This is a genomic window from Cohnella baijiui (assembly GCF_020731285.1).
In the GTDB taxonomy this organism is placed as follows: Bacteria; Bacillota; Bacilli; order Paenibacillales; family Paenibacillaceae; genus Cohnella.
The window spans coordinates 99,441-124,553 of the sequence record NZ_JAJFOW010000010.1; the positions used below are offsets into that span (position 1 = coordinate 99,441).

Here is a 25,113-nt window from a genome sequence, read left to right on the forward strand (position 1 = left end):
CTGGGACTTTAGCCCTCGATCTGCTTTTTGTAAGCGTCGAGCTGCTTTTGCAGCTCGGCCAGCACCTTGTCGTAGCCGGCCGTTTTCAACTTGTTGCGGAATTCCTCGACGGCCTTCGCGGGATCGCCGGCCTTGCCGTAGGTGATCGCCGGCCCCAGCTCGCCGGTAACTTGGGAGATGGCCGTAATTTCCGCTTCGACCGGCGTCTTGTCGAAGACGAACTGGCCGTACGGATAAGGCTTTTTGATCTTGTCGTATTCGGCGTAAAGCGTGCCGATCTGATCCCAGGTCGTGTCGCTCGGAATTTCGAGCTTGTCGTTGCGGCCGCCCCAGAAGTCCGAGTAAAACTCGTCTTTTTTCGGATCGTAACCGCCCGGGCGAACCCGTTTGCCGTCTTTGATCTCGTATTGCACGCCTTCGATGCCGTAGTTGATCAGGCGGTACACCTTCTCGTCGTTGCGGATCAGGTCGTACGCCATCAGGGCGCGCTCCGGATTTTTGCTGTGCGCTCCGATCGACGTGCCGCCGTGGGTGATCGACAGCTCCATCAGGTTGCCGCTCGTCCGGGAGAACGGGTACATCTGCAGCTCCGAGCCGGGCTGCTCGCGGTCCATGTCGACGCGCAGGCCGCTGAACGTCTGCGTGTGGTGCTGATCGACGCCCGTGAGGCCGCCCTTGAGCAGCGTGCGCGTATCGCCTTTGTAGTTCAGCACGTCTTCGCGCCAGAAGCCTTTGTCGGCCCAGCTCTTCATCTTCTTGGCGAAGTCGAGGAACGTGTCCTCGAACACCGGGCTGACCGCCGTATAGCGCTCGTCGTAGCTCTTCGCGGCGAAGACGGGCAGGTAACCGGTCGACATCGGCAGCTCCAGATTCTGCGTATACGACTGAGTCCAGCCGCCGAACGTGCTCGTCCCGCCCGTCGCGTCCCACGGCACGACTTTTTTGTTGTCCTTCACGTACTGCATGTATTTCTCCATGCCGTCCCAATCCTTGATCGGCTCCGTGATGCCGGCTTCCTTGGCCCAGTCGCCGCGGTAGAAGAAGCCGTGGTTGACCCATTGGGTATAGGCGTCTTCGGGGATGAGCACGATTTTGCCGTTATACTTGCTTTGCGCCCAGTTTTCCGGCGGCACCGACTCCCAGGTGACCGGCGCGTACTTCGGCAGCAGATCGTCGAGGTTCAGGAAGGCGCCGCGCTGCGCGTTCGCCCACGTGTCGAGCCAGTCGGTGCCGATCGTGATCAAGTCGACCGCTTCGCCGGAAGCGAGCAGCAAATTGTACTTCGTCTGCCAGTCGGCCCACTCGACCCATTTCCACTCCAGCTCGGCGTTGATCTTTTCTTTCATGATCTTGTTGACTTCCTTCATCGTCGCTTCGAACTGCCCGTTCTTCGGCTTGTCGCCGAGGATGACGTAGCTGATCTTCACGAACTTGGACGTGTCGATTCCGCCGTTCCCTTCCGGCTTGGCCGATTCCCCGGCCGACGGCGAGCTTTCGTTTCCTTTGGGCGTGTTGTTCACGTCCGCTTTTTTGCCGCCCGAGCAGGCCGCGAGCGCGACGACGAGCGCCAGCACGGCGAGCATCGCGGTCATGCGTTTAAACGTCTGCATCCGATGGATCCTCCCCCGGTTTGTTGGATTTGGGGCGCGAATGCGCCCATATGGAGCAGATCGGCGTGGCCGTCAGCCTTTGACCGCGCCGACCGTGATCCCTTTGATGAAGTACCGCTGCACGAACGGGTAGAACAGGATGACCGGCCCCGTCGCGACGACGGCCGTTGCCATCTTCATCGACTCGAGCGGCAAGTCGCGCAGCTCGACGTTCGAGGCGGCCGCGGAATTGCGAATGTAATCCGCGCTGGTGATGACCGTGTACAGGAAAAGCTGCAGCGGCCGGTATTGCATGTTCGGAGACAGAAAGAGAAAAGAATGATACCACTCGTTCCAGTAGCCGATCGCGATGAACAAGCCAATCGTGGCGAGCGCGGGCGTCGTCATCGGCAGAATGAGCCGCACGAAGATCGTGAAGTCCCCGGCGCCGTCGATTTTGGCCGACTCGGTGATCGCGTGCGGAATCGATCGGACGAAGCTTTTCATCATGATGATGAGAAACGGGCTCATCAGCCCCGGCAGCAGGACAGCCAGGTAGTTGTCCTTTAGGCTCAAATACTGCGTCATCAACAAATAGAACGGCACGAGCCCGCCCGTGAACAGCGTCGTGAAGTAGATGAAGAACGAGATTCGGTTCCGATACGGAAAGTCCGGCCGCTGCAAAGCGTAACCCGTCATCGCGACGAGCAGCAGGCCGAGGGCCGTACCGACGATGGTAAGAAGAATCGTTACGACGTAAGCGCCGACAATCAGATCGGGATTTTCAAAGACGATCTTGTAGGCGAACGTGCTCCATATCCGCGGCCAAAAGTTAAAGCCGTGCTTCGCGATCGAACTTTCGGCGGTGAACGAGGTGCCGATCACGAGCAGGAAAGGCAGTAGGCAGCATAGGGCGAATAAGCCGATGAAGAGATAACCGAAGCTGCGAACGGCGATGGACGTCGCGTCGGTGCGAATTCGGGCGCGTGCCGCGTCCATGGCGGTCCCTCCTTTCGTTCATTCGGACTAGAAAAGCGAGTTGTCCGGCGACAGCTTCTTGACCAGCCAGTTCGCCGTGATAACCACGAGGAAGCCAAAGACGGACTGATACAGGCTTACGGCACTGCCGAGCGAGAAGTTGAAGTTGTTCATGAGCGATCGGAACACATACGTCTCGATGATGTCCGTCGTCGCGTACAGCGCCGTGTTGTTCGCGCCGACCAGGTTGTAGATCAGGCCGAAGTTCCCGCGGAGCACGCCGCCCAGCGAGAAGAGCAGCAGAATGATAAAAGTGGGCTTCAGCCACGGCAGCACGATATAGCGGATGCGCTGAAGGGCGTTGGCTCCGTCGATTTCAGCCGCCTCCACGATCTCCGAGTCGAGCCCCATGATCGCGGCGAAATAGACGATGGAGCCGTAGCCGGTCGACTGCCACAAATAAGTCAGCACGATGATGAACGGCCAGATGTGCGGGTTTGAATACGTCTTGACGGGATCCGCCCCGAACGCCTTCAGGACGACGTTTAGCAGACCGTAGTCGTAGCTCAGGATGTTGTAGGCGATCAGACCGATCAGGACGAAGGAAATGAAGTACGGGAGAAACATCAGCGTCTGCGTCAGCTTTTTGAACCACTTCTTGCGGATTTCGTTCAGCAGAATCGCGACGAAAATTTGCAGGACATTGCCAAGCAGGATGAAGGCGAGATTGTATAGGATCGTGTTGGCGGTCAGCCGCCACAGATCCCCCGTGATGACGAGAAACCGGAAGTTGTCCCAATGCACGAACGGGCTGCGGAAGATGCCATCCGTGTAGTTGTATTTGATGAAGGCCAGATAAAGTCCCGGCATCGGCAAGTAGGCGAAGACGAGGAAAAAGGCGATGGCGGGCAGGCACATGAGCAGCAAGGTCCGGTTCGCGCGCAGCCGGCGTAGCCGGGAGCGGGCCGGGGGCCGCAGCGCGGGATCCGCCGGCGTCGAGGTCGGCAGCATGTGGTCGGACTGGGCGAGCGTAGGCATGGTGAGCCTCCTTTCGTCGTAGGTCAATCGCAATCAGACCGGTTGGAACAGCAGCGCGTGCAATACGCCGGGCTCCGGCGCGTGAACGGCTTCCGCGAGGACGGTCAGCTCGCCGCCGGCGGCGTCGAACCAGATGCCCGGCAAGTAGAACGAGTCCTCGCTCCCGCCTTTCATCGCGGGCCGCTCGCCGCCTCCCGGCAGCCACAGGCGCGCGACGATCCGGCCGGCGAAGAAGACGGTGAGCTTGACGCGCTCGCCGCGGACGCGGACGCGCCAGCCGCGGCCGCCCGCCGAATTCGGCAGCGCGCCGTACGCCCAGGCGACGCCGCCCGGCTCCAGGCGGAGCGGCAGCGAGACTGCGACCGCGCTATGCCTGGCGGCGGCCGCATGGTTCAGCAGCTCCGCCTCCTCGGCGGCGGACAGCCGCCACGATTCGGCGGCGTTGCCTTCGAGCAGCGTCACGCGGCCGGCGGGCAGCCCCATCGTCCGCTCGAGCCGGATCGTCAGCTCGTGGGCGGTCGCCGCCGGATCCATGTACGGCGTGAGGTTCAGGTACGGATCAAACGGGGTAACCGGCCCTGCCTCGCGGCCGTCGACATACACGACGGCGGTCGCCTGCAAGCCGTCGAAGCGCAGCGTCCAGTCGTCCGCGCCGGACGAGAGGAAGATCGTCTTGCGGTACGTCTCGCGGGCCGGCTGATCCGGCGACATCCACCCGCCGAAGGCGACGATCGGCTCGCCGTATCCGGCCACGCCGGCATCGGCCTTCTCGTCCTTGTGAACTTGCGTCCGGCTCACCCGCCAGTTGCTCGTGATCTCCCGGGATCGGGTCACGGCGACGAGGCCGTTCAATCCTTTGGTGGCGCGAAGCCGCAGCCCGGGCAGCCGGATGTCGTCGAAGTTCGAGTGGCCCCAAATTTCCGTGCGCGCCGTCCATTGATGGACGGTTCCTCCTCCTTCCAGCGGGAGGTATCGACTGGAACCTCCCGGCGCGACCGTGCCTAGATATCTCCCGTCCGCGTAGAGCGAGACGACGTCGCTGCCCTCGCGGACGAGGACGCCCAACGTTTCCCCGTGGTAACGCGTCTCGGCTTCGTACCACGCGAAGCCGCGGTAGACGCCGTGTGCCTCCAACGGTCCGGCCGACGGGATCGCCGCAGCTATAGCCGTCATCGGCGCATGGGGCGCCTGCACCGCCATCGTCCACGCGACGGCGAGCGCTTCCGGCTCCGGCGCGGACGCGGCCGCCGCCCCGAAACGGATGCCGCCCGTCTCGTCGACGCCTTCGACGAGTAGCGCTTCGGCTCGCGGCAGGACGACGACCTCGAGTACCCGTCCGCCGGCCAGGCCGACGACGCAGCGACCGGTCTGCCCGCCGGCGAACCGGAGCAGGAGCCGGTCTCCCGCTTGGCTCGCGTCCATTCCCTCCGGCTCGACGAAGACGGTCTTCTCCGAGAGACGGAAGGCGACTTCTCCTTCCTCCCCCGTCTCCGTATGCAGCACCAGCGTCGTCTTGCCCGCGCCCCGTACCGCATCGCATAGTTCGGTCGTCGCATATTCGAGCGTGCCCGGCAGGCCCCACGGAGCCATCGGCACCTGCATCGGCAGGATGACGCAGCGGCCGGGCAGGACGGTCAGCGACCGCGTCTCGCCGCGCGAATCTTCATCCGGAATTCCGTCCCGCCATGCGACGGGAATCTCGGTCCTGAGCGGTGCTTCGCCCGTCTGGGAGACGAACAGCAGGCTCCCGCCTCCCGCCAGCGCCAGCCGGTAGCAGCTTGCGGCGGCCGGATCGGCGATGCCGGAGCCCGGCGGACGTTCTCCCGGGTCCGCCGGCAGCGCCTCGGCGAGCGCAGACCCGTAGGCGTTCAGGATGCGCCGCAGCAGCCTGCCCTCGTAAGCTTCCTCCCGCACCCTTCCTTCGGGGGAAATCATGCCGCCGAAGTCGTAGTCGCTCGTCATGAACGCGAGCGGCTCGCCCCAGTTGTTCGTTGCATTGGTGAAGCCGAAGTCCGTGCCCGATACTTGCAGGTAAGGCCCGAGCAGCTTGGCTCCGCAGGAGAGCAGCCGCCTGAGCAGAAAGTGGCTGCGGTTCGTCTCCGTGACGAGCAGCGGGTGCCCCTCTTCGGCTAGCCGCTCCCGGTAGGCCAGCACCTTGGATTCGAAGTCTGGATCCCGGTCGTACGGGTAAAAGTTGCAAGCCGGCACGATCTCCTCCGCCCGTCCGCCGGCGGCATCCAGTCCGCCCTGTCCCGCGCAAGCGACGAGAGGGACCGAAATGCCGCGTTCTCGCGCGAGGTCCCGCAGCGCTGCCAGATAGCCGCGGGGATCGGCGCAGCCGAAAAAGTCCAGCTCGTTCTCGAGCTGCACGCATACGATTGTCCCCCCGGCTCCAACCTGAAAGTCGCGGAGAATCGGCAGGATGCGGTCGAACCACCGGGAGACATGCCGGAGATATGCAGGATCGTTGTCCCGCAACCGGACATCCGGATCGGCGAGCAGATAGGAAGGCAGTGCGCCGCCGTCCCACTCCGAGCAAATGTAAGGGCCCGGCCGGGCTACAACCCATAGCCCGACTTCTTTGGCGATCCGCAAGAAAGCTTCCGCATCCCGCTCCCCGGAAAATCCCATACTCCTGGCGTCCGCTCATGATGATTCCAAGGGAAGTAAACGTCGATGGCGTTGTAGCCGTACGCCTTCAACTGCTCCATCCGTTCTCTCCAAAGACCGCGAGGAATTCGAAAGTAAAACAGAGATGCGCAAAGCAGAATCACGCTTTGGCCGTCCACCGAGACGCGATCCGGGGCAAGCCGAACCGTCCCCTCCAAACCGGTCTTTTGTTCCATCGTCATATTCCTCCTCTCATGCTCGTTTCGCTTCGCTGAGCCGGCTTCCGCGTCCATGCAGCTTCGGTGCAGTCACTCACCGGCTTGTTTGGCTATGATGCAGTCACTCACCTGCTACGCTGCAAGTCGCTCACCGCGCTTGTTTGGCTGCGCTGCGCCCGACTCCCGCGCTCATTTACCTACGCAGCAATCGATACCTCCATCCGTCCGCTCCATTTCATGTAAGCGGTTACGAAATTCATTGTAGAGCGTCCGCCCCGGCATCTCATTCAATAAAACTTCGATCTGCTGGAAAAAACAAAGAACCTTCGTCCGCTTCCGTCCGGTTTCGTTCTTCCAACTTGGCCGACGTGGCGATTTTGCTGGAAAAATCTACGATTTGTTGTCTTTATCCCCGAAATGGCACCCCGATGGGATATTCCCGATATTCCGATTCCCATTTCCCGTTGTCCAGATTCCCTACCCCCTGACAACTCTAAAAAGCCCCGCCTTCCCAAGAGAGGCGGGGCAGATCCCGTATACAGTTGACGTCTAACCTCGACCTAACAGCTTTTTCTTGCGAAACTCGGCCGGGGGCATACCAAAGGTGTCCGCGAACACGCGGGTGAAATAATGGAGGGATTGAAATCCTGTATGCTCCGCAATCTCCTTGATGGGGGAGACCGTTGTCTTCAGCAGCGTCTCCGCCGCCTGCATCCGTTCGCGTCGGATAAAGGCGACAAACGAGGTGTCGCCCTGCTCCCGGAACAAGCGCGAGAGGTGGCGCTCCGAGATATGCAGCGCAGCCGCGACGTCGCCCAGCTTGAGCGGCCGGGACAGGTTGTCGCGGATGAATCGCTTGGCGAGCTGCGTGAGATGCGAGGACGATCCGGCGCCGCCGGGCGGCCTCGCCGGAGATGGGCGCTGAGCCGGCAAGCGGCCTAATGCGCCGGGGAACGAAGCGAGCAGGACGCCGCCGAGCGCGGCCGTCTGCTCGGCACTCGTATCCCGGCGCCCGCACTGGCGCAGCAGCGCGCGCCACAAGAGGCCGGACGCGCCTTCTCCGTCCGCGATGACGGGCGCTTCACGGTCCCGCATCGCCGATTCGTAGGCGCTGGCCGCATCCGCTCGTTCCGGCGTCCCCGTCTCCAGCTCGTAGCCCGCATACAGCAGGCGAAGACCGTTCTCGCTGCGGATTTGATGCCAATCGCCGGGGAGGGAGACGAACAGGCTCCCGGCCGTCAGCCGGTACGTCTCCCCCTCCTCCTCGTACTCGCCTTCCCCCTCCACGACGTAGCAAGCTTCATAAAACGAATGCCGGTGAACCGGATTGTCCCGGTGATCCCATATCATGCCCCAATAATTCACGCGAAAGGCCAACTGCCCTGTTTCGCATGCTGTAACCATCTCGTTCAGATGCCGGTGCGCTTCGGCAAACTCCGCGGCGGACATCGCTCTTCACCTCCATGGCGTAAATGTTCAAATTCAAGTCGCGCTTGTGCAAATACGGCCGTTGCGATTTTCCTTATGATGATAGCAAGAAAGCCAGTTCAATCAAGGAGGCTGTTCAAGTTGATTAAAACAGAGGATGTCGATTTTTACAAGGAAAACGGCTACCTGCTCGTGCGGAGCGTCTTTACCCCGGACGAAGTCGAAGAGATGCGTCGGGCCGTGGACGGCATCATCGACCGCGCCGCGCGTTCCAAGTATGACCAGAACGCCGCCTGGCAGGGCGACTATCTCCCGCCGGAAGAGCTCAAAAAGCTTGTGCTCAAGGGCTTTCACGACGTTCACTACCACGACGCCGCCTTCACTCGCGCGGCCGTTCACCCGAAAATGGCCGCCGTCCTGTCACGGTTGATCGGACCTAACGTTCAGCTGCATCATAGCAAAATGCTCGTCAAACCTCCGGAGAAAGGGGCCGCCTTCCCGCTGCATCAGGATACGCCCTACTTCCCGCACGAGCATCATACGATGATCGCGGGGAGTGTCCATCTGGATGACTCGGACATGGAAAACGGCTGTCTTTGCGTCATCCCGGGCTCGCACAAGCAAGGACTGCTGCCTCACGTAGGCAAGTATTATTTGGATCATCGGGAGTATCCGCTTTCGGCCGCCACCCCCTGTCCGGCTCGCGCCGGCGACGTCCTGTTCTTCAACTATTTGACCATACACGGCTCCGACGTGAACAAGAGCCCGCGCAACCGCCGCAACGTCTTGTTCCAATACCGGGATCCGTCCGACCCGCCGTCCGAGGACGTCCACGTCAACTGGGGACAGGGACTCATGGTTTGCGGCGAAAATCCCGTCTATCGGGAGTTCAAGCCGGAATACAAGCTCCGGTAAACGAATCTGCCCCAACTGATCCCATACGGATCAATCCCATTGGACATATTCGCACAAACATTCGCCAAATGCAGCAGGTTCCGTGCGGCTCCGCGCATGGTAAGCTAGGGCTGTGACCGACCGAAAACGAGGAGGAATCGGAACATGTCCTATTTATCCGTGAGTACGTGGAGCCTGCACCGCTTGCTCGGTCCCCTGCGCTGGACGGCTTGGGATGCCAAGGCGGGCGAGCATCGTTCGCATGAACAGCCCCAGCCCCAGAAGCTGACGCTGCTGGAGCTGCCGGCGGAGCTGGCTGCGAGAGGGTACCGAGCCGTTGAAATCTGCCACTTTCACTTCCCGTCGGTCGAAGCATCCTATCTTGCACAGCTGCGCGATGCATTTGCAAACGCGAGCATTTCGTTCGACACGCTGCTGCTTGACTATGGGGACTTGACGGCGGAAGATGTGAAGCGCCGTCAGGCCGACTTCGCGCTCATGCGCCGTTGGATCGAGATCGCGGCGGCGGCGGGCGCCAAGCAAATTCGCATCGTCGCCGGCGAAGCCCAGCCTGACGACGCGGACGCCATCCGCCATTCGGCGGAAGCGCTTCAGTCTTTGGCCGTCTATGGAGACTCGCAAGGGGTGCGCGTTATAACCGAAAACTTCAAATCTCTGACCTCGAAGGGATCAAGCTGCCTGTCTCTGCTGAAGCAGGCCGGAGATCGCTTGGGAATGATCACCGATTTCGGCAATTTCTCGGGCAGCGCCAAGTATGAAGAACTGGCGATGATCTTGCCGCACAGCGTCTCCGTCCATGCAAAAGCCCACTACGACGAAAAGGGCTTCCCGGACGTGGCGGAGTACGTTCACTGCCTGGACACCGTTCGCGCATCGGGATTCGACGGCGCTTACGTGCTCATCTATGACGGACCCGGCGACATGTGGGCGGGTCTGGATCGCGTGAAACGCCTCGTCGAGCCGTATGTGAAGACGAATGAAGACAAAGTGAAAGCATAACAGCGTTCCACGAAAAAACGGGCCATTCGGCAGTGTTTCGCCGAGGGCCCGTTTGGGTTATGGATATTAAAGAATACGTTTCGCAGTTACGTAATTGTTCGTCCAGTAGCTGGAGTTGAGATTGGAGAGCGTGACGCCTTGGCTGCTGCTCGCGTGCAGAATCTTTCCGTTACCTGCGTAGATGGCCACGTGGCCGATCCAGTTGCCCGGCGAGCTGAAGAAGATGAGATCGCCTACGCTCAGATAAGACTTGGCGACCTTCTGGCCCAGCTGCGCTTGCGCCGCGGCGGTACGCGGCAGGTTCTTGCCCTGCTCTCCGAACACGTATTGCACGAACGACGAGCAATCAAATTCGGACGTATCCCCGCTCTGAGCGCCATAGCTGTAAGGCGTGCCGATGTATTGCTTGGCGAGCGTCAGCAACTCCAGCGACTCCGCCGTCGCGGCGCTGGCTTTCGATGCCGAACCGATCGCCGCTCCCCCGACCCATACCGAAGTAGCCAACATGCAAGACAACAAAACTTTCGTCATATATCTGCCAGTCTTCAAATCGTTGTTCCTCCCGACTTCTCTCGCGGTTCATTTTTCCGTCATGTTTGCTGAAATCACTATAACACACGGAAAATTACCGTTATTTTTCCAAGGAGAGAAGGAAGGCAGGCCAAACAACGTTTTGTTGACGTTTCTTAAAATCGCGTGAGAATTCTCTCATCCTTCATGCGAGATCAACCTCCCTCAAACCCCTTTATAACGATATCCCTCTTGCTCAGGATAGAGCGCTTCAAACGCCTTTACGACGATATCCCGTTCACTCAGGATAGAGAAACTCCACTCCCCTTTGCAACGATATCCCGCTTGCTCAGGAAGAATGACTTCAACACCCATTACGACGATATCCCTTTCGCTCAGGATAGGGAGACTTCAACCCTCTTTACGACGATATCCCTTTCGCTCAGGATAGAGAGTCTAACCCCCTTTTACGAAAGATCTGGATTGTCAACACGAAACTGGACAGTTTTTATGAGGGCAAACGCCTCGCTTCTACCGGTGTGCGGTAACCCAGTGTTCCGTGAATACGATGATGATTAAACCAATTGACATGATCGCCAAGCTCCAAGGTTAATTGCTCTAGGCTATGGAATTGTCTTTGGTTGACAAACTCCGTCTTAAACAGCTTGAATGTAGCCTCGGCTACCGCATTATCGTAAGGGCAGCCTTTCCTGCTAAGCGAGCGCTTAATCTCGAATGTCTCCAACGCCTCTGAGATCAGGCGATTATCGAATTCACTGCCACGATCGGTATGGAACATCCGGATGCAGTCCAACCGTACTGTGAGGCTTGCTACGGCCTTGTAGACGAGATCGGCCGTCTTCTGCACCCCGCAGCTGTAACCGATAATCTCGCGGTTAAAGAGATCGACAAATAAGCAGACGTAGTTCCATTACCGGCTACGCGTACGTAAGTCAGATCGCTTACGACGACGGCATACGGCTCGTCCTGGTTGAACTTGCGCTGCAGAAGGTTTTGGATCTCCGACTCGTTTGAGTCCGCCTTGTGGGGCTTGTACTGGGCGACGGTGTAAGTGGAAACAAGCCCATGTTTCTTCATGATTCGGCCGATTTTACGGCGTGAGGCACGCAAGGAGCGCTTGGTGAGCTCCACCTTGATTTTACGGGTGCCGTAGTTGTTGCGGCTGTCCCTAAAGATCTCGATAACCGAGTCTTCAAGCTTCTGCTCGTCCGGATTCAAGGCCGGCTTCGGCTCGTAGTAATAGGTGCTCTTGGGGAGTTGCAGGACGGTACACATTGCTGATACCGAGTATTTGTGTGCATTGTTGCGAATCACATTTACTTTCGTCCCATGATCAGCGCGGCTTGCTTTAAAATGTCGTTCTCCATCTTGAGCTGTTGATTTTCCTTACGCAGTGCAATGAGCTCGTTCTCTTCTGGGGTTCGATTATCCTTAGCAGAGAAAGACCCCGACCGCTGGCTCTGACTGATCCAGCGATCTAGAGCCGAGGCAGTCAAGTCGTATTCTCTTACAATGCTCGATCTCGACTTCCCGCTCTCATACAACTGCACCATCTGCTTTTTAAACTCTGTTGTAAATGTCCGTCTGGCTTGGGGCATTCCATATACGCTCCTTAGTCGCTTTTCTCTATTCTATCCCCCCTCATTTTTTCTGTCCAACTAAGTGTAGCCGATCCAATCCCGTTCGTTCAGATAGGAAAGGCTACCATAACAACTGTCATGATGAGGGACATACAGAATTTTCGTTCGGGATTGGGCTTATCTGCACATTGGTATGAAATCGATAAGAATATTTCTCTATACGCGCCCAAGTTAACGATTAAATGGCCCCCGAGGCGGCTTGCAGCCGCAGCCTTGAAGCCGGCGAAAGCATGGAGCGAGACGTTGCGTGGAACGGGGCCGAACCCTTGTCCGGGGAGCGGCGAACCAATTGAGGATAAGTAAGTGTAAAGGTGTTTGCGCAAAGCTGCGTGAGGGTGGCGGTCAGTTGGCGGGCATGATTAAAGCGAAAGGCAAATTCCGTCAAATAGGCTTGCAGATGTTTGGGGCCAATCCCGATAAAGGTAATGCTCAGCCAGCGGAAAGCAAATCTCAACATCTGCGACAAAGGCTTAAAATACCGTCTGCAAGGGCGCGTCTCGATGAACAATTGTTGGGCGCTGTCCGCCACTTGGCGCCGGGCAAAATCCTCTCCCAGCTCCCCGATCGGGTATCGGCGTTTCAATCGGGTGGGCGATACTTGTTCTATTTTGACATAGTTCAACTGCCCGTTCGCATCCACCTCGGCCCCCGCCAGAACGGGTTGATCCTTGGCATGCGGATAGGCGCTCGTATGAGAAAACGGACCGGAATAAATCGCGTCCTGGATATGTACGGTGCCCGTCAAAAGCGTCCTCTCGTTAGCCTCGGTCATCGCGTGGCGGAGCTTGTGATTGATCAACCAAGCCGTCTTGTAGGTTACCTGAATCCGTTGAGACAGCTCGCGCGCGCTGATGCCTGCGGACATCCATCGAATGGCCTGAAACCACTTGCGCAGCGGCGTTCGGCTTCCCTCCATAATAGTGCCGGCAAGCAGAGAGGTCTGATGCCGACAGGCGCGGCATTCGTATAGCGGATGATTACGGGTACGAATCGGATAGTACAGGCTGAAGTTGCAACGCGGGCACGAAAAACCGTTGGGCCACTTGGCGGCAAAAAGAATTTGTTCGCAGAAGGTTTCGGAAGCGTCCAAGTCTTCCGCTGGCACATTCGGAACACAAAACATGACCTTCCTCCCCCGCCCAAAAGGGAACGTATGTTCTTATTTTATTGTACCTTTTATTGGACGATATTTCAAGTTTTTTTGTAACCCCCCCCCCTCAAATTAGGGCTCACTGCCTCATCGTAAAACAATCAATCCGTTCCCTGACCGAAAGGGATATCGTTCGAAAGTAGCCAAAATCGAGTAAATTCGCTCCTTTTCCGAGCCATTGAAATAACGTGCATAACCGATCGTTCCTGAGCGATTGGGATTCCGTGCAAAACACCATTCCTGAGCGATTGGGATTCCGTGCAAAACACCGTTCCTGAGCGATCGGGATATCGTGCAAAAGTAGTAAAAAGAGATGTTGCTCCGAGTTATCCTTACAGAAGAAGGGTTCAAAGGTATGCGAACGGAGACTCGGGACGATCTGTGATTCGAAAAATCGGGACGATCCGTGAATCGCAAATGGGAAGCGCGAGGAGAGCCCTGCCGATACGTTAAAAACCGCAAGGCGCGAACTTCGCGCGCTTGCGGTCGATGGTGTTTCCTGGTTACCAGTAGACGGCTATTCGGACGCCTGAGGGCGAGCCGGCATGGCGGACGAGGGCCGTGCCCGACGTCGCATCGTAGCGGCACTCGGTGGCCGCGCCGTCGGCTTCCGCCCAGCGAGGCTGGGCCGGTACGCGGATGCGCGTGCTGACGGTCATGTCAGCCGGCGATTCGGAGACATAGATCAAGCTGTCCGGGCCGGACGCTTCGTCGCGAATGCGCGACGAACTGAGCAGGATCTCGGGCGCGTCGGTCGGACGGTCGCCGTCGCGCCAGCTCAGATCGTACAGGAGCGCATCCTCGTTCGGCGCGAGCTCGACCCGGGATCGGATCGGCAGATCGGACTCGAACACGTCGATGAACGAGCCTTCGAGTACGGTCGGATCTGCCGACGCACCTTCATCCAGCGCATGGACGACGAGGTACGGACCGCGCTGCAGACGCAGCGAACGACGCTCCAGATAATGATCCGCCTCGCCGCGCATGGCGAGCGCTTGCCGGATAAGGTCTCGCACCGTCTCCGCGCCTTCGGGCGAGCGGGACAGTGCCGCCGGTTGGGTGCGCAGCAAGATCACGGCGCCATCGCCAACGTGATGCGTTCCTTCCGCGGGACGGCGGCCGAGTCCCAAGGCTTCGAACAAGTGATCGTCCGGCCGTTCGTAGCTTCGGCGTCCCTCGTCCCGGTTCCACCATTCCTGCACGGCATGGAACGGGTCCGAGCCGTCGCCGACGTAGACGAGCACGCCCCCCTCCCGCACCCATTGGCCGAGCGCCTGGTGGATGCCCGGATGCTCGGGCTTCATGAACTCATAGCTGAGCAGCAGCACCCGGTAGTCGTCCAAATAGCCGGGAAAGGCGAGCACGTTGTCGAGCTGCACCGGACGCAGCGGAATTCCCCGCTTGACCAGCGGTAGCGCCAGCCCGTAAAATGCCGACCAATCGAGCAGTTCCCGCTGGGCATCGGTGAGCGCATCGGTTGTCGTCGTGCCGTCGTATTTGAACGCCTCGCGTTCGGCCTCTTCGGGTGTCAGTACGTCTCCGCGCTGAAACATGGCGGAGTTCGCCAGCAGCAAGCCGATGCCCGCCGTGCCCGCATCCCGCTCGGCGGCGGCACGAGCCGCCTCGTCGTGACGGTGCATGTCGCGCAGCACGCCCATGACCGCGAGCAGGACGGTAGCGTAGTCGCCGGGGATGCCCTCCTTCCCGGTGCCGTCCTCGGTCGGATACCGCCCTTCGAAGACGCGGCGCGGCCAAGGGCACACCTCGTACTGCGAGACGCCGGGGTGCAGCAAGGACGCAATGACGGTCGCCCGATAATTGCGGCGGTAGTCGCTCCAGGTATACCGGGGATTGTCTTCGATCGGATCGTGCAGGAACCACATTTCGCGGCCGGTGCCGCGCGTCAGCTCCTGCATGACGCCGTACTCCAAATACGCCGTCTCAAACGTCCGTTCGCGCCGGACGCCCGCGTAAACGTTTGGCGTCCGCGACGTCCCCGTCCAAATCTGGGCGATGAAGCCGTCGCAGGCGGGCATGTTCACGAGCATCGCTTCCGGACTGACGATTCGCCACTGGGTGTAGTTGATCAAGCTGTGGGTCGGCACGTAGAATCGCACGGTCCGGCCGTAGGTGACGAGCGAATACTCCTTCATCTGGGCGCAGATGCGGTCGAGCGCGCGATAATACATGGCGGCCTTCAGCTTGGAGGCCCGGTATTGGGCGTCCGGCGAAAGATGGGGAGGCTGCCATTCCTCCCCATAATAGTTCTGCCATTCCCGCTTGAACGCCTCCGAATAGCCGCCCGCCGCCCAAAACTCCGGCTCCTCCATATGGATCGCCTCGGCCCCGGCGTCGATCGCCCGCTTAATGTGCGTCGCGAGATACTCCGAGAAGGCAACCGTCGGGGCCATGTACGGCACGTCGTGCCCGTGTAGAATGTGCTTGCCGGCCCGATCCGTCTGCGCTTCGTCCCAATGCTCGCGGCCGTCGAACCGACCGTAGAGGTAGTCCTGATACTCGCCCCAGGCGACTCCCGTCATCAGATGGATCGTATACCCGGCCTTGCGCCAGCCTTCGATCCGCTCCGGCAAATCTGCGGAGATGCCGTACACCATGACGAAGTCGGTGCGCAGGTCGTATTTCGGGCCGTAGGGACGAGACTCTTGGAATCCGGTCCACTCCGGTGCCGCTTTCGTTCTTCGGCTCAACGTTCACCCTCCCTTAACTTCCTTCAGACGCCGGTTCTTATCATGGCGATGAATGGGATGGTGATTGGCTCACCATCCCATTCCGATCTTCCGCTGCGATTAGAATCCGATATCGTTTCTTTCCGCAGCCTTCTGCGCAACGTATTCCGCCATTTCATCTGCGCCTGCGGCTCTGAACTTGTCTTGAATGTCATGAAGAATCTTCAGCGCTTGATCGTCCGTCTTCGCAAAAAGCGCTTTCTTAAATTCGTCGCCGTAGTTCAAGCTGCTGGTCGCATCTCTGAATTGCTGGTACTTGGGCCAATCTCTTTCCAAGTAGTTGGCGCTGACCTTATCGATGATTTGGATCGGCATTTTTTTCGAGAAGCTATTCTCCAATTTCTCCCACTGCGTCTTTTCGTCTTCCGTTTTGGGCCAGGCAACGTCGTTGGAGAAGCCTCCGATAAAGTTGGCATTGAGATAATTGAGGCCCGCATCTCTTTTCAAATCCGTATTATCGTCATACTTTTGTTTCACTTCGGGAATCCATTTGGGAGCCCCGTTCACCATTTGATAGTCTTTTCCTTCGATCCCCCAATAGGCGAGCAGTCGGCCTTCGTCGCTGTTGATATAATCCAGGAAGCGCAGCGCAGCGTCGGGATTTTTGATCTTCGCGCTCAGGAAGATGACAGGGAAGCCCGAGCGTCCCGGTTTTTCGACTTGCGTCGCGATGTTCCCGCTCTTGTTCTTCATCGGTCCGAGCAATTCGTATTGCATGTCCGGATTCGTTTTATAGAGCGTATTTTGAAGCGTCCCCATCATGCTTTGGGCGCCGAATACGGCAAGTTTCCCCGTCGTCAGTTTTTCGGTTGCCATCGTATCGGTATTGCTGAAAGCTTCGGGGTCGAACAAACCGTTGGCGATGACCTTTCTCATGTACAACAATTTTTCTTCTTCATCTTTAGAGAACATCCAGTACGTCAGCTTGCCGCTGCTGTCCTGGCGGAAATCGGAGATATTGTAGTCCGACCAGCCGGTGAGGAAGCGGCCGTAATCCCATCCGTCGTGCATGGTGCCGGCCGGAATGACCGGCTTGCCGCTAATATCTTTGAAATTGCCGTTCTTTATCTTAACCAACAGGTCGAATACTTTGTCTTCGGTATCGATATCCTCTGGATTGACGTTCAAAGCCTTCAAAATATCTCCGCGGGCGTAGAGGCCGTAATTCCAGTTGTGGATGCTCTCCGGCGTGCCGTCCGGCGTCTGCATCGGAATCACGTACGTTTTGCCTTGCAGATCGGGGCTGTTCAGTTCGAATTCGGCAAAGTCTTTCGCGACGCCGGTCGTCAGAAGCTTCTTCACATTCGGATACTTATCCAGGTAAGGCGTCAAATCCAGCAGCTGCCCTTCCAAAGCCGCTTTCTTGATGACTTGGCCTTCTCCGCCCGTCGTAGACCAGAAAGGCGCGTTGACCATATCGGGAACCGTATCCGAAGCAAAGATCGTGTTCAGCTTTTCCGTCTCGTTGGTCGTAATCGACTCCAACTTTAACGTTACGCCGGTTACTTCCTTGACCCGCTGGGCGACGGGATTGTTGACTTGGTCTTGCGGGAAGCTCGCACCGCCGCCGTTCCAGTTGCTCAGGAAGGACACCGTGACCTGCTCCGGCTTATTCCCGCCCGACGCCGTGCTGCTTGCGCTCGGTTCGGTCTGACCGCTGGACTTGTTATCCGAATTGCTGCTGCTGCATGCCGTCGCGGCCGATAATAGCAGCGGTACGGCAAGCGTAATGCCCAGGACTCTTTTGAGCTTCTTCTTACTCGGCATTGTTCATAACCCCTTCACTCATTTTTATATAAAAGGCAGTGCCTCTTATATGCTGCTATTCCTTCAGCGAACCCACCAATACCCCTTTGACGAAATACTTCTGAAGAAACGGATAGATGCAAATGATCGGGGTCGTGATGATGATGACGAACGTCATTCTTAGGGCTTCCGGCGTTACGCCGCGCAGCTCCATCTGGGCCTGGTTCATGTTCTGAATGGAGGATCCGCCGTTCGACGACGTCATGGACTGGAAGGACGCTTCGCTGATCATCTTGTTCAGGAACGTGGCGGCAGGCTGGAGCTTCTCGTTCTGAATGAAAAACTGGCCGGTAAACCAGTCATTCCAACAGCCGACGCCGACAAACAAGGCAATGGTCGCCATGACCGGCAGCGATAGGGGCAGGATGATTCGCGAGAAGACCGAGAGTTCGCCTGCGCCGTCGATGCGGGCCGATTCCGATAGACTTGCCGGAATTCCGTCGAAGAACGTCTTCATGACAATCGCGTTGAAAAAGTTGTACAACGACGGCAACACCAGCACCCAAAAGGTGTTGAGGATGTGCAATTGCCTGAACAGAATAAAAGTAGGAATGAGTCCTCCGCTAAACAGCGTGGTGAAGAAGAAGAAAAAGACGATGTATTTCCTGCCGGGCAGTCCTTTTCGCGATAGCGCGTAGGCCAGCATCGCCGTCAACAGTACGGAAAGAACGGTCACGACGACTGTTCGGGAGATGGAGATGAAGAACGAATTCAAGATCAACGGGTTGCTGAAAGCCTTGCTGTAGTTCTCCAGCGTGAAGACTCTCGGGATCAGGTAGATCCCGCCCTTCATCGCGTCATAGCCGTCGTTAAAGGAAAGAGCCAGAAAATAGAGAAACGGATAGAGTGCCGTCACGCAGAATATGAGCAGCACCGCATAGTTCAGCGTCGAATAAATACGATCGGGTAACGACATCCTTCTCACGCCCATACGCACACCTCCTTGGATTCGATTGCTGCCGTATTACCATAGCGACGTATCGCTAAGCCGTTTCGAGATCTTGTTGACCACGACGATGAGGAGCAGCGAGATCACGGACTTGAACAATCCAATGGCCGTCGAATAGGCAAATTGGCCCTGTTGAATGCCTGTTTTGAGCACGTAAGTGTCCAAGATCTCCGAGACGTGCAAGGTGGCGGGAGTTTGCATGAGATAGATTTGATCGAAACCTGCGTTCAAGATTCCGCTGAGGGAGAAGATAAGTAGAATGGCGATCGTAGGCGTCAGGCAAGGCAGCGTGATTTTGAATAATGTGCTCCATCGGCCCGCCCCGTCGATCTGCGACGCTTCGTATAAATGGGGATCGATGTTGGTCAACGCGGCCAAATAAATGATGGAACCCCACCCTACGCCTTTCCAAATATCCGAGATGATGACCAGTGGATAGAATAAGGAGGGATTGCCCATGAAGAAGATCGGGTCCAGTCCCATATGCTCGCGAATATCGTTGACAAGACCTACGTTAGGGGACAATATTTTTTGGAGCAGCGTGACGACGACGACCCATGAAACGAAGTGGGGCAGGTAAGAAATCGTCTGAAACGCCCGCTTGATTTTTCCTTTTGTGATGGCATTCAGCATTAAGGCCAGAACTAACGGAGCGGGAAATCCAAAAAGCAATTTGAGGGCGCTGATGGACAGCGTATTGCGCAGCACATTATAAAAGTTGGAATCGTTCAAAAACTGCTTGAAATAGCGAAAGCCTTCCCAGGGACTTCCCAATATCCCCAGATTGTATTTGAAATCTTTGAAGGCGATTAAGATGCCGTACATCGGATAATAAGCAAAGACCAGAAACCAGATAATGGCCGGCAGCAGGAACAAATAAATATACCTGAAGCTCCAGATTTTCGAAAGCGTCTTGTTCTTTTTGGTTTTTTGCGTGAATGGCAAGACTTCTTCCCTAGCTTCCATCCTCTGTACACCTCCTGCAAATAGTTTTACGAAAGCCTCAAAACAAGATTTTGAAAAGGCTTACAAATTCCTATTTACGCAAATATAGCGGCGCAAAACGACTCGCTAATCTTAACTTTGAAAGGTGAAACTGTTCGGAAATGGGATCTCTGAAAAAGTCGGTCATCTACCCTATTTTTTCGCAGAGCCGCCGTCGGTCTGGACTCCGCGCGTGAACGCGGAGCCGCAAACTCGGGCAGGCTGGTGCTGGAATTATCCGGCATAGCCTTCGCTTACTTGATCGGAATTGAAAGTCTTAGCGTCTTAATCTCGAACGGTGCGAAGCTCAGCGCGACCGCCCGGCCCGCCGGGTGAAGCTGTTCGGTCTTCGCTTCCATCAGATCGGCTTCCCATACTTGCGCGGTGTCGAAGCCGGCATGCAGCGTCGTGCGCAAGCGGGAACCAGCCGTCTCGTACAGTCGCACGATCAAATCCTCGCCGTCTTCGGCTCGCTTGACGGCTTCGATCATGACGTTCGGATGATCGGCCTGAAGCAAGGTATAGGCGACGTCCGTCCGGCTTGAGCTGGCGGTTTCGCTGCCCACGGCGGCAGTCGCCGTGCGAAGCGGCACGTTCAGCTCGTAGCCGCGCTTGTAAACGTCGGCGGCGACGAGATCGCCCGGATGCGGATAGAGCGAATAGGTGAACGTGTGCTCCGCGCGGTCCGCCTCGGGATCGGGATAGGACGGGCTCCGCAGTAGGTTCAGATCGAGGGTGCCGCCTTCGGCCCGATGGCCGTATTTGCAGTCGTTCAGCAGCGCGACGCCGTAGTCCGGCTCGGACATGTCGATCCACTGATGGGCGCATATCTCGTCTTTGGCGTAGTCCCAAGACGTATTGCGATGCGTCGGCCGATTCAGATAGCCGAACTGAATTTCGCAGCTCGCGCTGTCCGAACGGATGTCCAGGGGGAACGACGTGCGGAGCATCTTGTCGTCCTCCCGCCAGTCGACCGTCGTCTCGAAGTCGAGCCGCCGGCTGCCTTGCGTCAAGATCACCCGCTGCGTCAGCTCGGACCCGCCGTATCGGTAGCGGTGGACGAAGCCGGCACGGGGGCCGTCCGCGAACGCCGTCGTTTCGATCAGCTCCGGCGCCGCGCTGCCGCCCGTCTGGCGGTAGTCCTGACGGAAATCCCAGGCGTCGCCGCGGTCGTCGTAGACGCGGAGGGCGTTGCCCTTGCCGCCGGGCGCGAGCACCTCGCGGCGGGCCGCTTTGTCCCGGATCGAGACGATCGCGCCTTCCTCGCCGAAGGCGACTTCGAGCAGCTCGTTCTCGAGCTTCCGCGCTTCGGCGGATGCCCGGGGCGCGGGGGCCGCGCTGCCTTCTCCCGAAACGGGCTGCTCAGCTTCGTCCAGCCGCGCGTAGCCCATGGCCGGGACGCGGACACGCCGCCATTCGCCGGCTGCCTGCAGCCACTCTTCCCGCTCCCACGGCAGCGAGTTGAAGACGAAGGTCCGGCTGCCGCCTTCGGCGCCGTCGTCACGACGCCGCGCCGCGATCGCCCCGTAGATGTCGGCGATCCGCTCCTCCACCTCCGCGAGCAAAGCCGCGTACCGTTCGAGCGACTCGTCGTAGACGCGCTTGATCGACGAGCCCGGCAAAATGTCGTGGAACTGGTACAGCAGCACTTCCTTCCAGATCTCCTCAAGCGCCTCGGCCGGATAGTCGTAACCGGTCTCGAGACCGGCCAGCACGGCCGCGAACTCGAGCTCGCGCAGCGCTTTCTCCAGCTTGCGGTTGAAACGCTTGTTGCGAGCCTGGCTCGTCAACGTGCCTTGGTGCTTCTCCAGGTACAGCTCCCCGCGCCAGGACGGGTAGCGCTCCGTTCCCTCCGCGAGCCGCTCGAAGAACTTCGCGGACGACTCCTGCTCGACCGGCGGCAGTCCGAGCAGATCCTTTTCCCGCCTGAGCCGCTCCAGATGCTCTTCGCCGGGACCGCCGCCGCCGTCGCCGATGCCGAACAGCATGAGGCAGCGGTCGGAGACGTTTTTGTCGGCGTAATTTTCCTCGGCCTTGGCGAGGGAACGCGGAGCGGCCGGGCTATTGTACGTGTCCTCCGGCGGCATGTGCGTCAGCACGCGGGAGCCGTCGATGCCCTCCCATTGGAACGTGTGATGGGGATGGCGGTTGTAGACGCTCCAGCTCAGCTTCTGCGTCATCATGTAGTCGACGCCGGAACGCTTCAAAATTTGCGGCAGGCTGGCCGAGTAGCCGAACACGTCCGGCATCCACAGCGACTTCATCTCCTGGCCGAACTCCTCCTGGAAAAACCGTTTGCCGTACAGAACTTGCCGGACCAGCGCTTCGCCCGTCGGCACGTTCGTGTCGGACTCGACCCACATCGCGCCCTGAAGCTCCCAGCGGCCTTCGGAGACGCGCGCCTTCACTTGGTCGTACAGCTTCGGATAATGCGTCTTCATCCATTGATACAGCTGAGGCTGGCTGGCGCCGAAGACGTATTCGGGATAGCGCTCCATCATGCGCAGCGCCGTCGAGAACGTGCGCGCGCCTTTGCGGATCGTCTCGCGGATCGGCCACAGCCAGGCGAGATCGATGTGCGCGTGGCCGATCGCGCTGATCGTGAGCGCCGCGTCCCCGCCGCGCTTGGCTAGCGGTCCGGCGAGCAGCCGGCGCGCCTCCGCGACGCGCTCGTCGCCGAAGTCCGTCAGGTGCAGCGACGCCTCGTACAGCGCCTGGTAGGCCTGCACTTGGCGAGCCGAGCCGGCCGGCAGCCGTTCCGCCGTCTCCAGCAGCACCTCCGCGTCGTAGTACAGCTGCCGGACTTCCTCACGGCAGATGGCGATGCACGCTTCCTTCAGCGTGCCGCTGCGATAGTGGCCGAAGAGATCGTTGCAGCCCGCGTCGCCCCACAGGTCGATCTCCTCGCCTCCGGCGGCGGACGCGCTGACGTCAACGACCCGCTTGCCCGGCAGCCCGAGCGTATAATCGAACTCGGAATTGATATTCGTCAATCCTTGGGCCGGCGTCCCCGCTTCGTCGACGAGGCACACTTCGCCGTTGACGTCGATCAGGAGCACCACTTTGGCTCCCGCCGCCTGCGCCGGCACCCGGCCGCGGAAGCGGAACCACGCGCAGTCCCACAGCTCGCCCCAGCGATCTCCGGGCTTCAGCGCCGTTTCCCGGCCCGTCGTCCGTTCCGCGTACGGAACGGGCTCTTTCGTTACCCATGCGGTCACGCTTAGATCCTCGAGGGGGATATAGATCTGTTCGTTCAACCGACCCAGCAGCGAACGGAGCTGCTCCGGTCTCACCGTCTCGTAGGGCATTCTCCCACTCCTTCGTTCCAAGCTCATCGCATATGTCTCGGAGACATCTTCACGAATAATATAATATATATATTTTATATAATCAATATTTACTTATCTGAAAAAAAACCAACTTTTCGTCGCATTTTCGCGAAACGATGCCCGAAGGCTGATTTTTGTTAGTCCTGTGCATACAAAAAAGCCATTCCTCCGCCGCCCGGCGGGGGAATGGCTTTTTCGCGTCGACCGTTTATTCGCCGGCCTCGGCCGCGGCGCGGCAAGGGCCGCTCGTCTGCCGTACGATCAGCTCCGGTTTGATTAAGGTTTTGCTGTAGCTGCCGCCGCGGCCGGAACCGCTCTTCACGATCTCGATCAGCCGGCTTGCCGCCCGGTAGCCCATATCGCGCTCGAACTGCTTGATATGGGTGAAGATGCTGAACTCCTCCACGATCGACGTCGGGTCGTCGAAGCTGACGATCGACAGATCGTCCGGGACGCCGAGGCCGGCATGGCGCGCCATCTGGTAGATCTGCACGCCGAGCCGCCCGTTCAGCGTAATGTAGGCCGTCGCCATCCGGTTGCGGATGTACCGGTACAGCGGATGGGAATCCGCGTCCTTCAGGCTCCCCACTTGAAAGTCCGTGATGATGTGCGCCGGATTGATGAGCGCTCCCCGGTCCTTGAGCGCTTTCATGTAGCCGTCGATCCGTTCCTGCACGGTGACGGTCTGCAGCGGCGAGTCGGAGCAGATGGCGATCTCCCGGTGGCCGAGCTTCCAAAGGTGATCGACGGCGAGCTCCGTGCCCATCCGCCCGTCGGCCGCCATGTAGTGCGTCTCCACGCCCGGCAAGTAACGGTCGATCAGCAGAAACGGATAGCCCTCGAGCTTCATCGCCAAAATCTCTTCGTTGTACTGCTCCTCGTCCATCGGGAAGATCACCATGCCCTCGGCCCCGATCTCCCGCAGCGTACGGATCGCCTCGATCTCGAGCTTCGTCTGGTTGCTCGACAGCAGGATGACCGCACGATAGCCCTGATCCAGCATGCCCCGCTGGATCCCCTCGATGAGCCTCGCCGCGAAGTAGTCGTCGATCGACGGCATCACGAGGCCGATGATGCCCGTCTTCGCCCCCGGCAGCGGGCGCTCCTCCAGACGCGAGGCGGCGCCGTGGGCGGCTTCGGCCGCGGTTTCCCGCTCGGCCGGGTCGCTGACGAAGCTTCCCCGCCCGGGCACGCGCATGATGACTTTGTCGTTGGCGAGTCCGGACAACGCGTTCACGACGGTGATCTTGCTCACGTTAAACAGTTCCATCAGCTCTTTGTCGGTCGGGATGCGCTCGCCGCTCTTCAGCCCCTCCGACTCGATCAGCGTCTTAATGTAGTCTTGGATCTGCTGGTAGAGCGGGATTCGATCGTTCGTGTTCATTTTCATCTCCAATGCCCATTGACATATATATATAATATATATGGACGACGAATATCATGCAATCCCATCCGCCGTCTCGGATATGCGAAAAGTCCCGATCCGGGCCTATGTTTCTCCGGCTTCCCGCCTACCGAATTCCATTCCCATACGAAAAAGAGCTCGCGCAAGAGCCCTTTTTCGCTAAATTCCGGCATGCGGAGACGAGGTGCGAACGGCATCCCCACGTCCGGTCAATCGAACGATTCCGGCCGGTCCTCCTCCGCCAGCCCCTGCACCTCGTCGGCACCAATCGCCATATAGCGGTAACCTTCCTCGTCCGCGAGCTTCAGCGCACGCTCCTTGACGAACTTGGGGCTGGCCTCGCCCATTTCCTCGTCGTAGAACAGCAGGATGCCGTCCGTCTTGCGGAACAGCAGCTCGTCCCGCGCCTTGAACTGCCAGGCGCCCTCGTACGGACGGTTGCTCACCGCGCCGTAGTAGTCGAGGTCCTTCAGGATGGCCCGGTAATAATTCTGCTTGTCTTCCTTCCACTTTTCGTCCGGATTGGCGTAAGCCGTCACGATGCCGAGCTTCAGATCGGGGAATCGCTCCCGCTTCAGCGCGATGACGGTCTCGCACGCCCACAGGTCGACGCCGAGTTGGCCGGGCGTCAGCACCCACTCCAGCCCTTCCTCCGCCAGCGGCGCGAGACGGGCGGCGATCGCCCGCTTGATATAGACGATGGCTTTGTTCTTCTGGTCGAAGATATTCAGCTCGTTCATCCGGTAACCCGTCACCAGAAGATTTTTCACGCGGCTCGTCCCCCTCCCTACCATCAT

Annotated in this window: 16 protein-coding genes and 2 pseudogenes; 2 read left to right on the forward strand and 16 right to left on the reverse strand. The window is 58.8% G+C overall.

Annotated features, from left to right (window positions below):
• Window positions 1–8 precede the first annotated feature (8 nt).
• The 5 genes and pseudogenes from LKX83_RS12945 to LKX83_RS12965 all read right to left on the reverse strand — a co-directional run bounded on the left by LKX83_RS12945 (window position 9) and on the right by LKX83_RS12965 (window position 7,882).
• Window positions 9–1,610, reverse strand: a complete 1,602-nt coding sequence (locus LKX83_RS12945) for an ABC transporter substrate-binding protein (protein ID WP_227882688.1) — start codon at window positions 1,608–1,610, stop codon at window positions 9–11.
• Window positions 1,611–1,682: 72 nt separating this feature from the next.
• A complete protein-coding gene (locus LKX83_RS12950; RefSeq protein ID WP_227882689.1) occupies window positions 1,683–2,588 on the reverse strand; it encodes a carbohydrate ABC transporter permease in 906 nt (301 codons plus the stop codon).
• A 27-nt stretch (window positions 2,589–2,615) separates the two neighbouring features.
• Entirely contained in the window at window positions 2,616–3,578 is a 963-nt protein-coding gene (locus LKX83_RS12955) for an ABC transporter permease (RefSeq protein WP_227882726.1), read from the reverse strand.
• A gap of 60 nt (window positions 3,579–3,638) precedes the next feature.
• Window positions 3,639–6,508: pseudogene (locus LKX83_RS12960) on the reverse strand (beta-galactosidase).
• Window positions 6,509–6,982: 474 nt separating this feature from the next.
• Window positions 6,983–7,882 carry a helix-turn-helix transcriptional regulator gene (locus LKX83_RS12965; protein WP_227882690.1) on the reverse strand — a complete coding sequence of 300 codons (900 nt, stop codon included), beginning with the start codon at window positions 7,880–7,882 and terminating at the stop codon, window positions 6,983–6,985.
• Window positions 7,883–8,002: 120 nt separating this feature from the next.
• Here LKX83_RS12965 and LKX83_RS12970 point away from each other — a divergent pair, with 120 nt between their 5' ends.
• Both LKX83_RS12970 and LKX83_RS12975 read left to right on the forward strand, forming a co-directional pair.
• Complete coding sequence (locus tag LKX83_RS12970) at window positions 8,003–8,776, forward strand: phytanoyl-CoA dioxygenase family protein (RefSeq protein ID WP_227882691.1); 774 nt, start codon at window positions 8,003–8,005, stop codon at window positions 8,774–8,776.
• Between the two features lie 144 nt (window positions 8,777–8,920).
• Window positions 8,921–9,775, forward strand: coding sequence for a sugar phosphate isomerase/epimerase family protein (locus tag LKX83_RS12975; RefSeq protein WP_227882692.1), 855 nt, complete (start codon window positions 8,921–8,923; stop codon window positions 9,773–9,775).
• Between the two features lie 66 nt (window positions 9,776–9,841).
• Here LKX83_RS12975 and LKX83_RS12980 read toward each other — a convergent pair whose 3' ends face one another.
• The 11 genes and pseudogenes from LKX83_RS12980 to LKX83_RS13030 all read right to left on the reverse strand — a co-directional run bounded on the left by LKX83_RS12980 (window position 9,842) and on the right by LKX83_RS13030 (window position 25,086).
• Complete coding sequence (locus LKX83_RS12980) at window positions 9,842–10,324, reverse strand: C40 family peptidase (protein ID WP_227882693.1); 483 nt, start codon at window positions 10,322–10,324, stop codon at window positions 9,842–9,844.
• 186 nt (window positions 10,325–10,510) lie between these two features.
• Window positions 10,511–10,660 (reverse strand): hypothetical protein, encoded by a 150-nt coding sequence (locus LKX83_RS12985; protein ID WP_227882694.1) that lies wholly within the window; start codon window positions 10,658–10,660, stop codon window positions 10,511–10,513.
• A 133-nt stretch (window positions 10,661–10,793) separates the two neighbouring features.
• Window positions 10,794–11,904 (reverse strand): annotated as a pseudogene (locus tag LKX83_RS12990) (IS3 family transposase).
• Window positions 11,905–12,124: 220 nt separating this feature from the next.
• Window positions 12,125–13,069 carry a transposase gene (locus LKX83_RS12995; RefSeq protein WP_227882695.1) on the reverse strand — a complete coding sequence of 315 codons (945 nt, stop codon included), beginning with the start codon at window positions 13,067–13,069 and terminating at the stop codon, window positions 12,125–12,127.
• Between the two features lie 530 nt (window positions 13,070–13,599).
• Window positions 13,600–15,804 (reverse strand): hypothetical protein, encoded by a 2,205-nt coding sequence (locus LKX83_RS13000; RefSeq protein WP_227882696.1) that lies wholly within the window; start codon window positions 15,802–15,804, stop codon window positions 13,600–13,602.
• Between the two features lie 99 nt (window positions 15,805–15,903).
• Window positions 15,904–17,610 carry a type 2 periplasmic-binding domain-containing protein gene (locus LKX83_RS13005; protein WP_227882697.1) on the reverse strand — a complete coding sequence of 569 codons (1,707 nt, stop codon included), beginning with the start codon at window positions 17,608–17,610 and terminating at the stop codon, window positions 15,904–15,906.
• Between the two features lie 55 nt (window positions 17,611–17,665).
• Window positions 17,666–18,580 carry a carbohydrate ABC transporter permease gene (locus tag LKX83_RS13010; RefSeq protein WP_227882698.1) on the reverse strand — a complete coding sequence of 305 codons (915 nt, stop codon included), beginning with the start codon at window positions 18,578–18,580 and terminating at the stop codon, window positions 17,666–17,668.
• Window positions 18,581–18,613: 33 nt separating this feature from the next.
• Window positions 18,614–19,564, reverse strand: a complete 951-nt coding sequence (locus LKX83_RS13015) for an ABC transporter permease (RefSeq protein ID WP_227882699.1) — start codon at window positions 19,562–19,564, stop codon at window positions 18,614–18,616.
• 272 nt (window positions 19,565–19,836) lie between these two features.
• Window positions 19,837–22,890, reverse strand: a complete 3,054-nt coding sequence (locus tag LKX83_RS13020; protein ID WP_227882700.1) for an alpha-mannosidase — start codon at window positions 22,888–22,890, stop codon at window positions 19,837–19,839.
• Between the two features lie 229 nt (window positions 22,891–23,119).
• Complete coding sequence (locus LKX83_RS13025) at window positions 23,120–24,295, reverse strand: substrate-binding domain-containing protein (protein WP_227882701.1); 1,176 nt, start codon at window positions 24,293–24,295, stop codon at window positions 23,120–23,122.
• 230 nt (window positions 24,296–24,525) lie between these two features.
• Window positions 24,526–25,086, reverse strand: a complete 561-nt coding sequence (locus LKX83_RS13030; RefSeq protein WP_227882702.1) for an SLOG family protein — start codon at window positions 25,084–25,086, stop codon at window positions 24,526–24,528.
• Window positions 25,087–25,113: the final 27 nt, after the last annotated feature.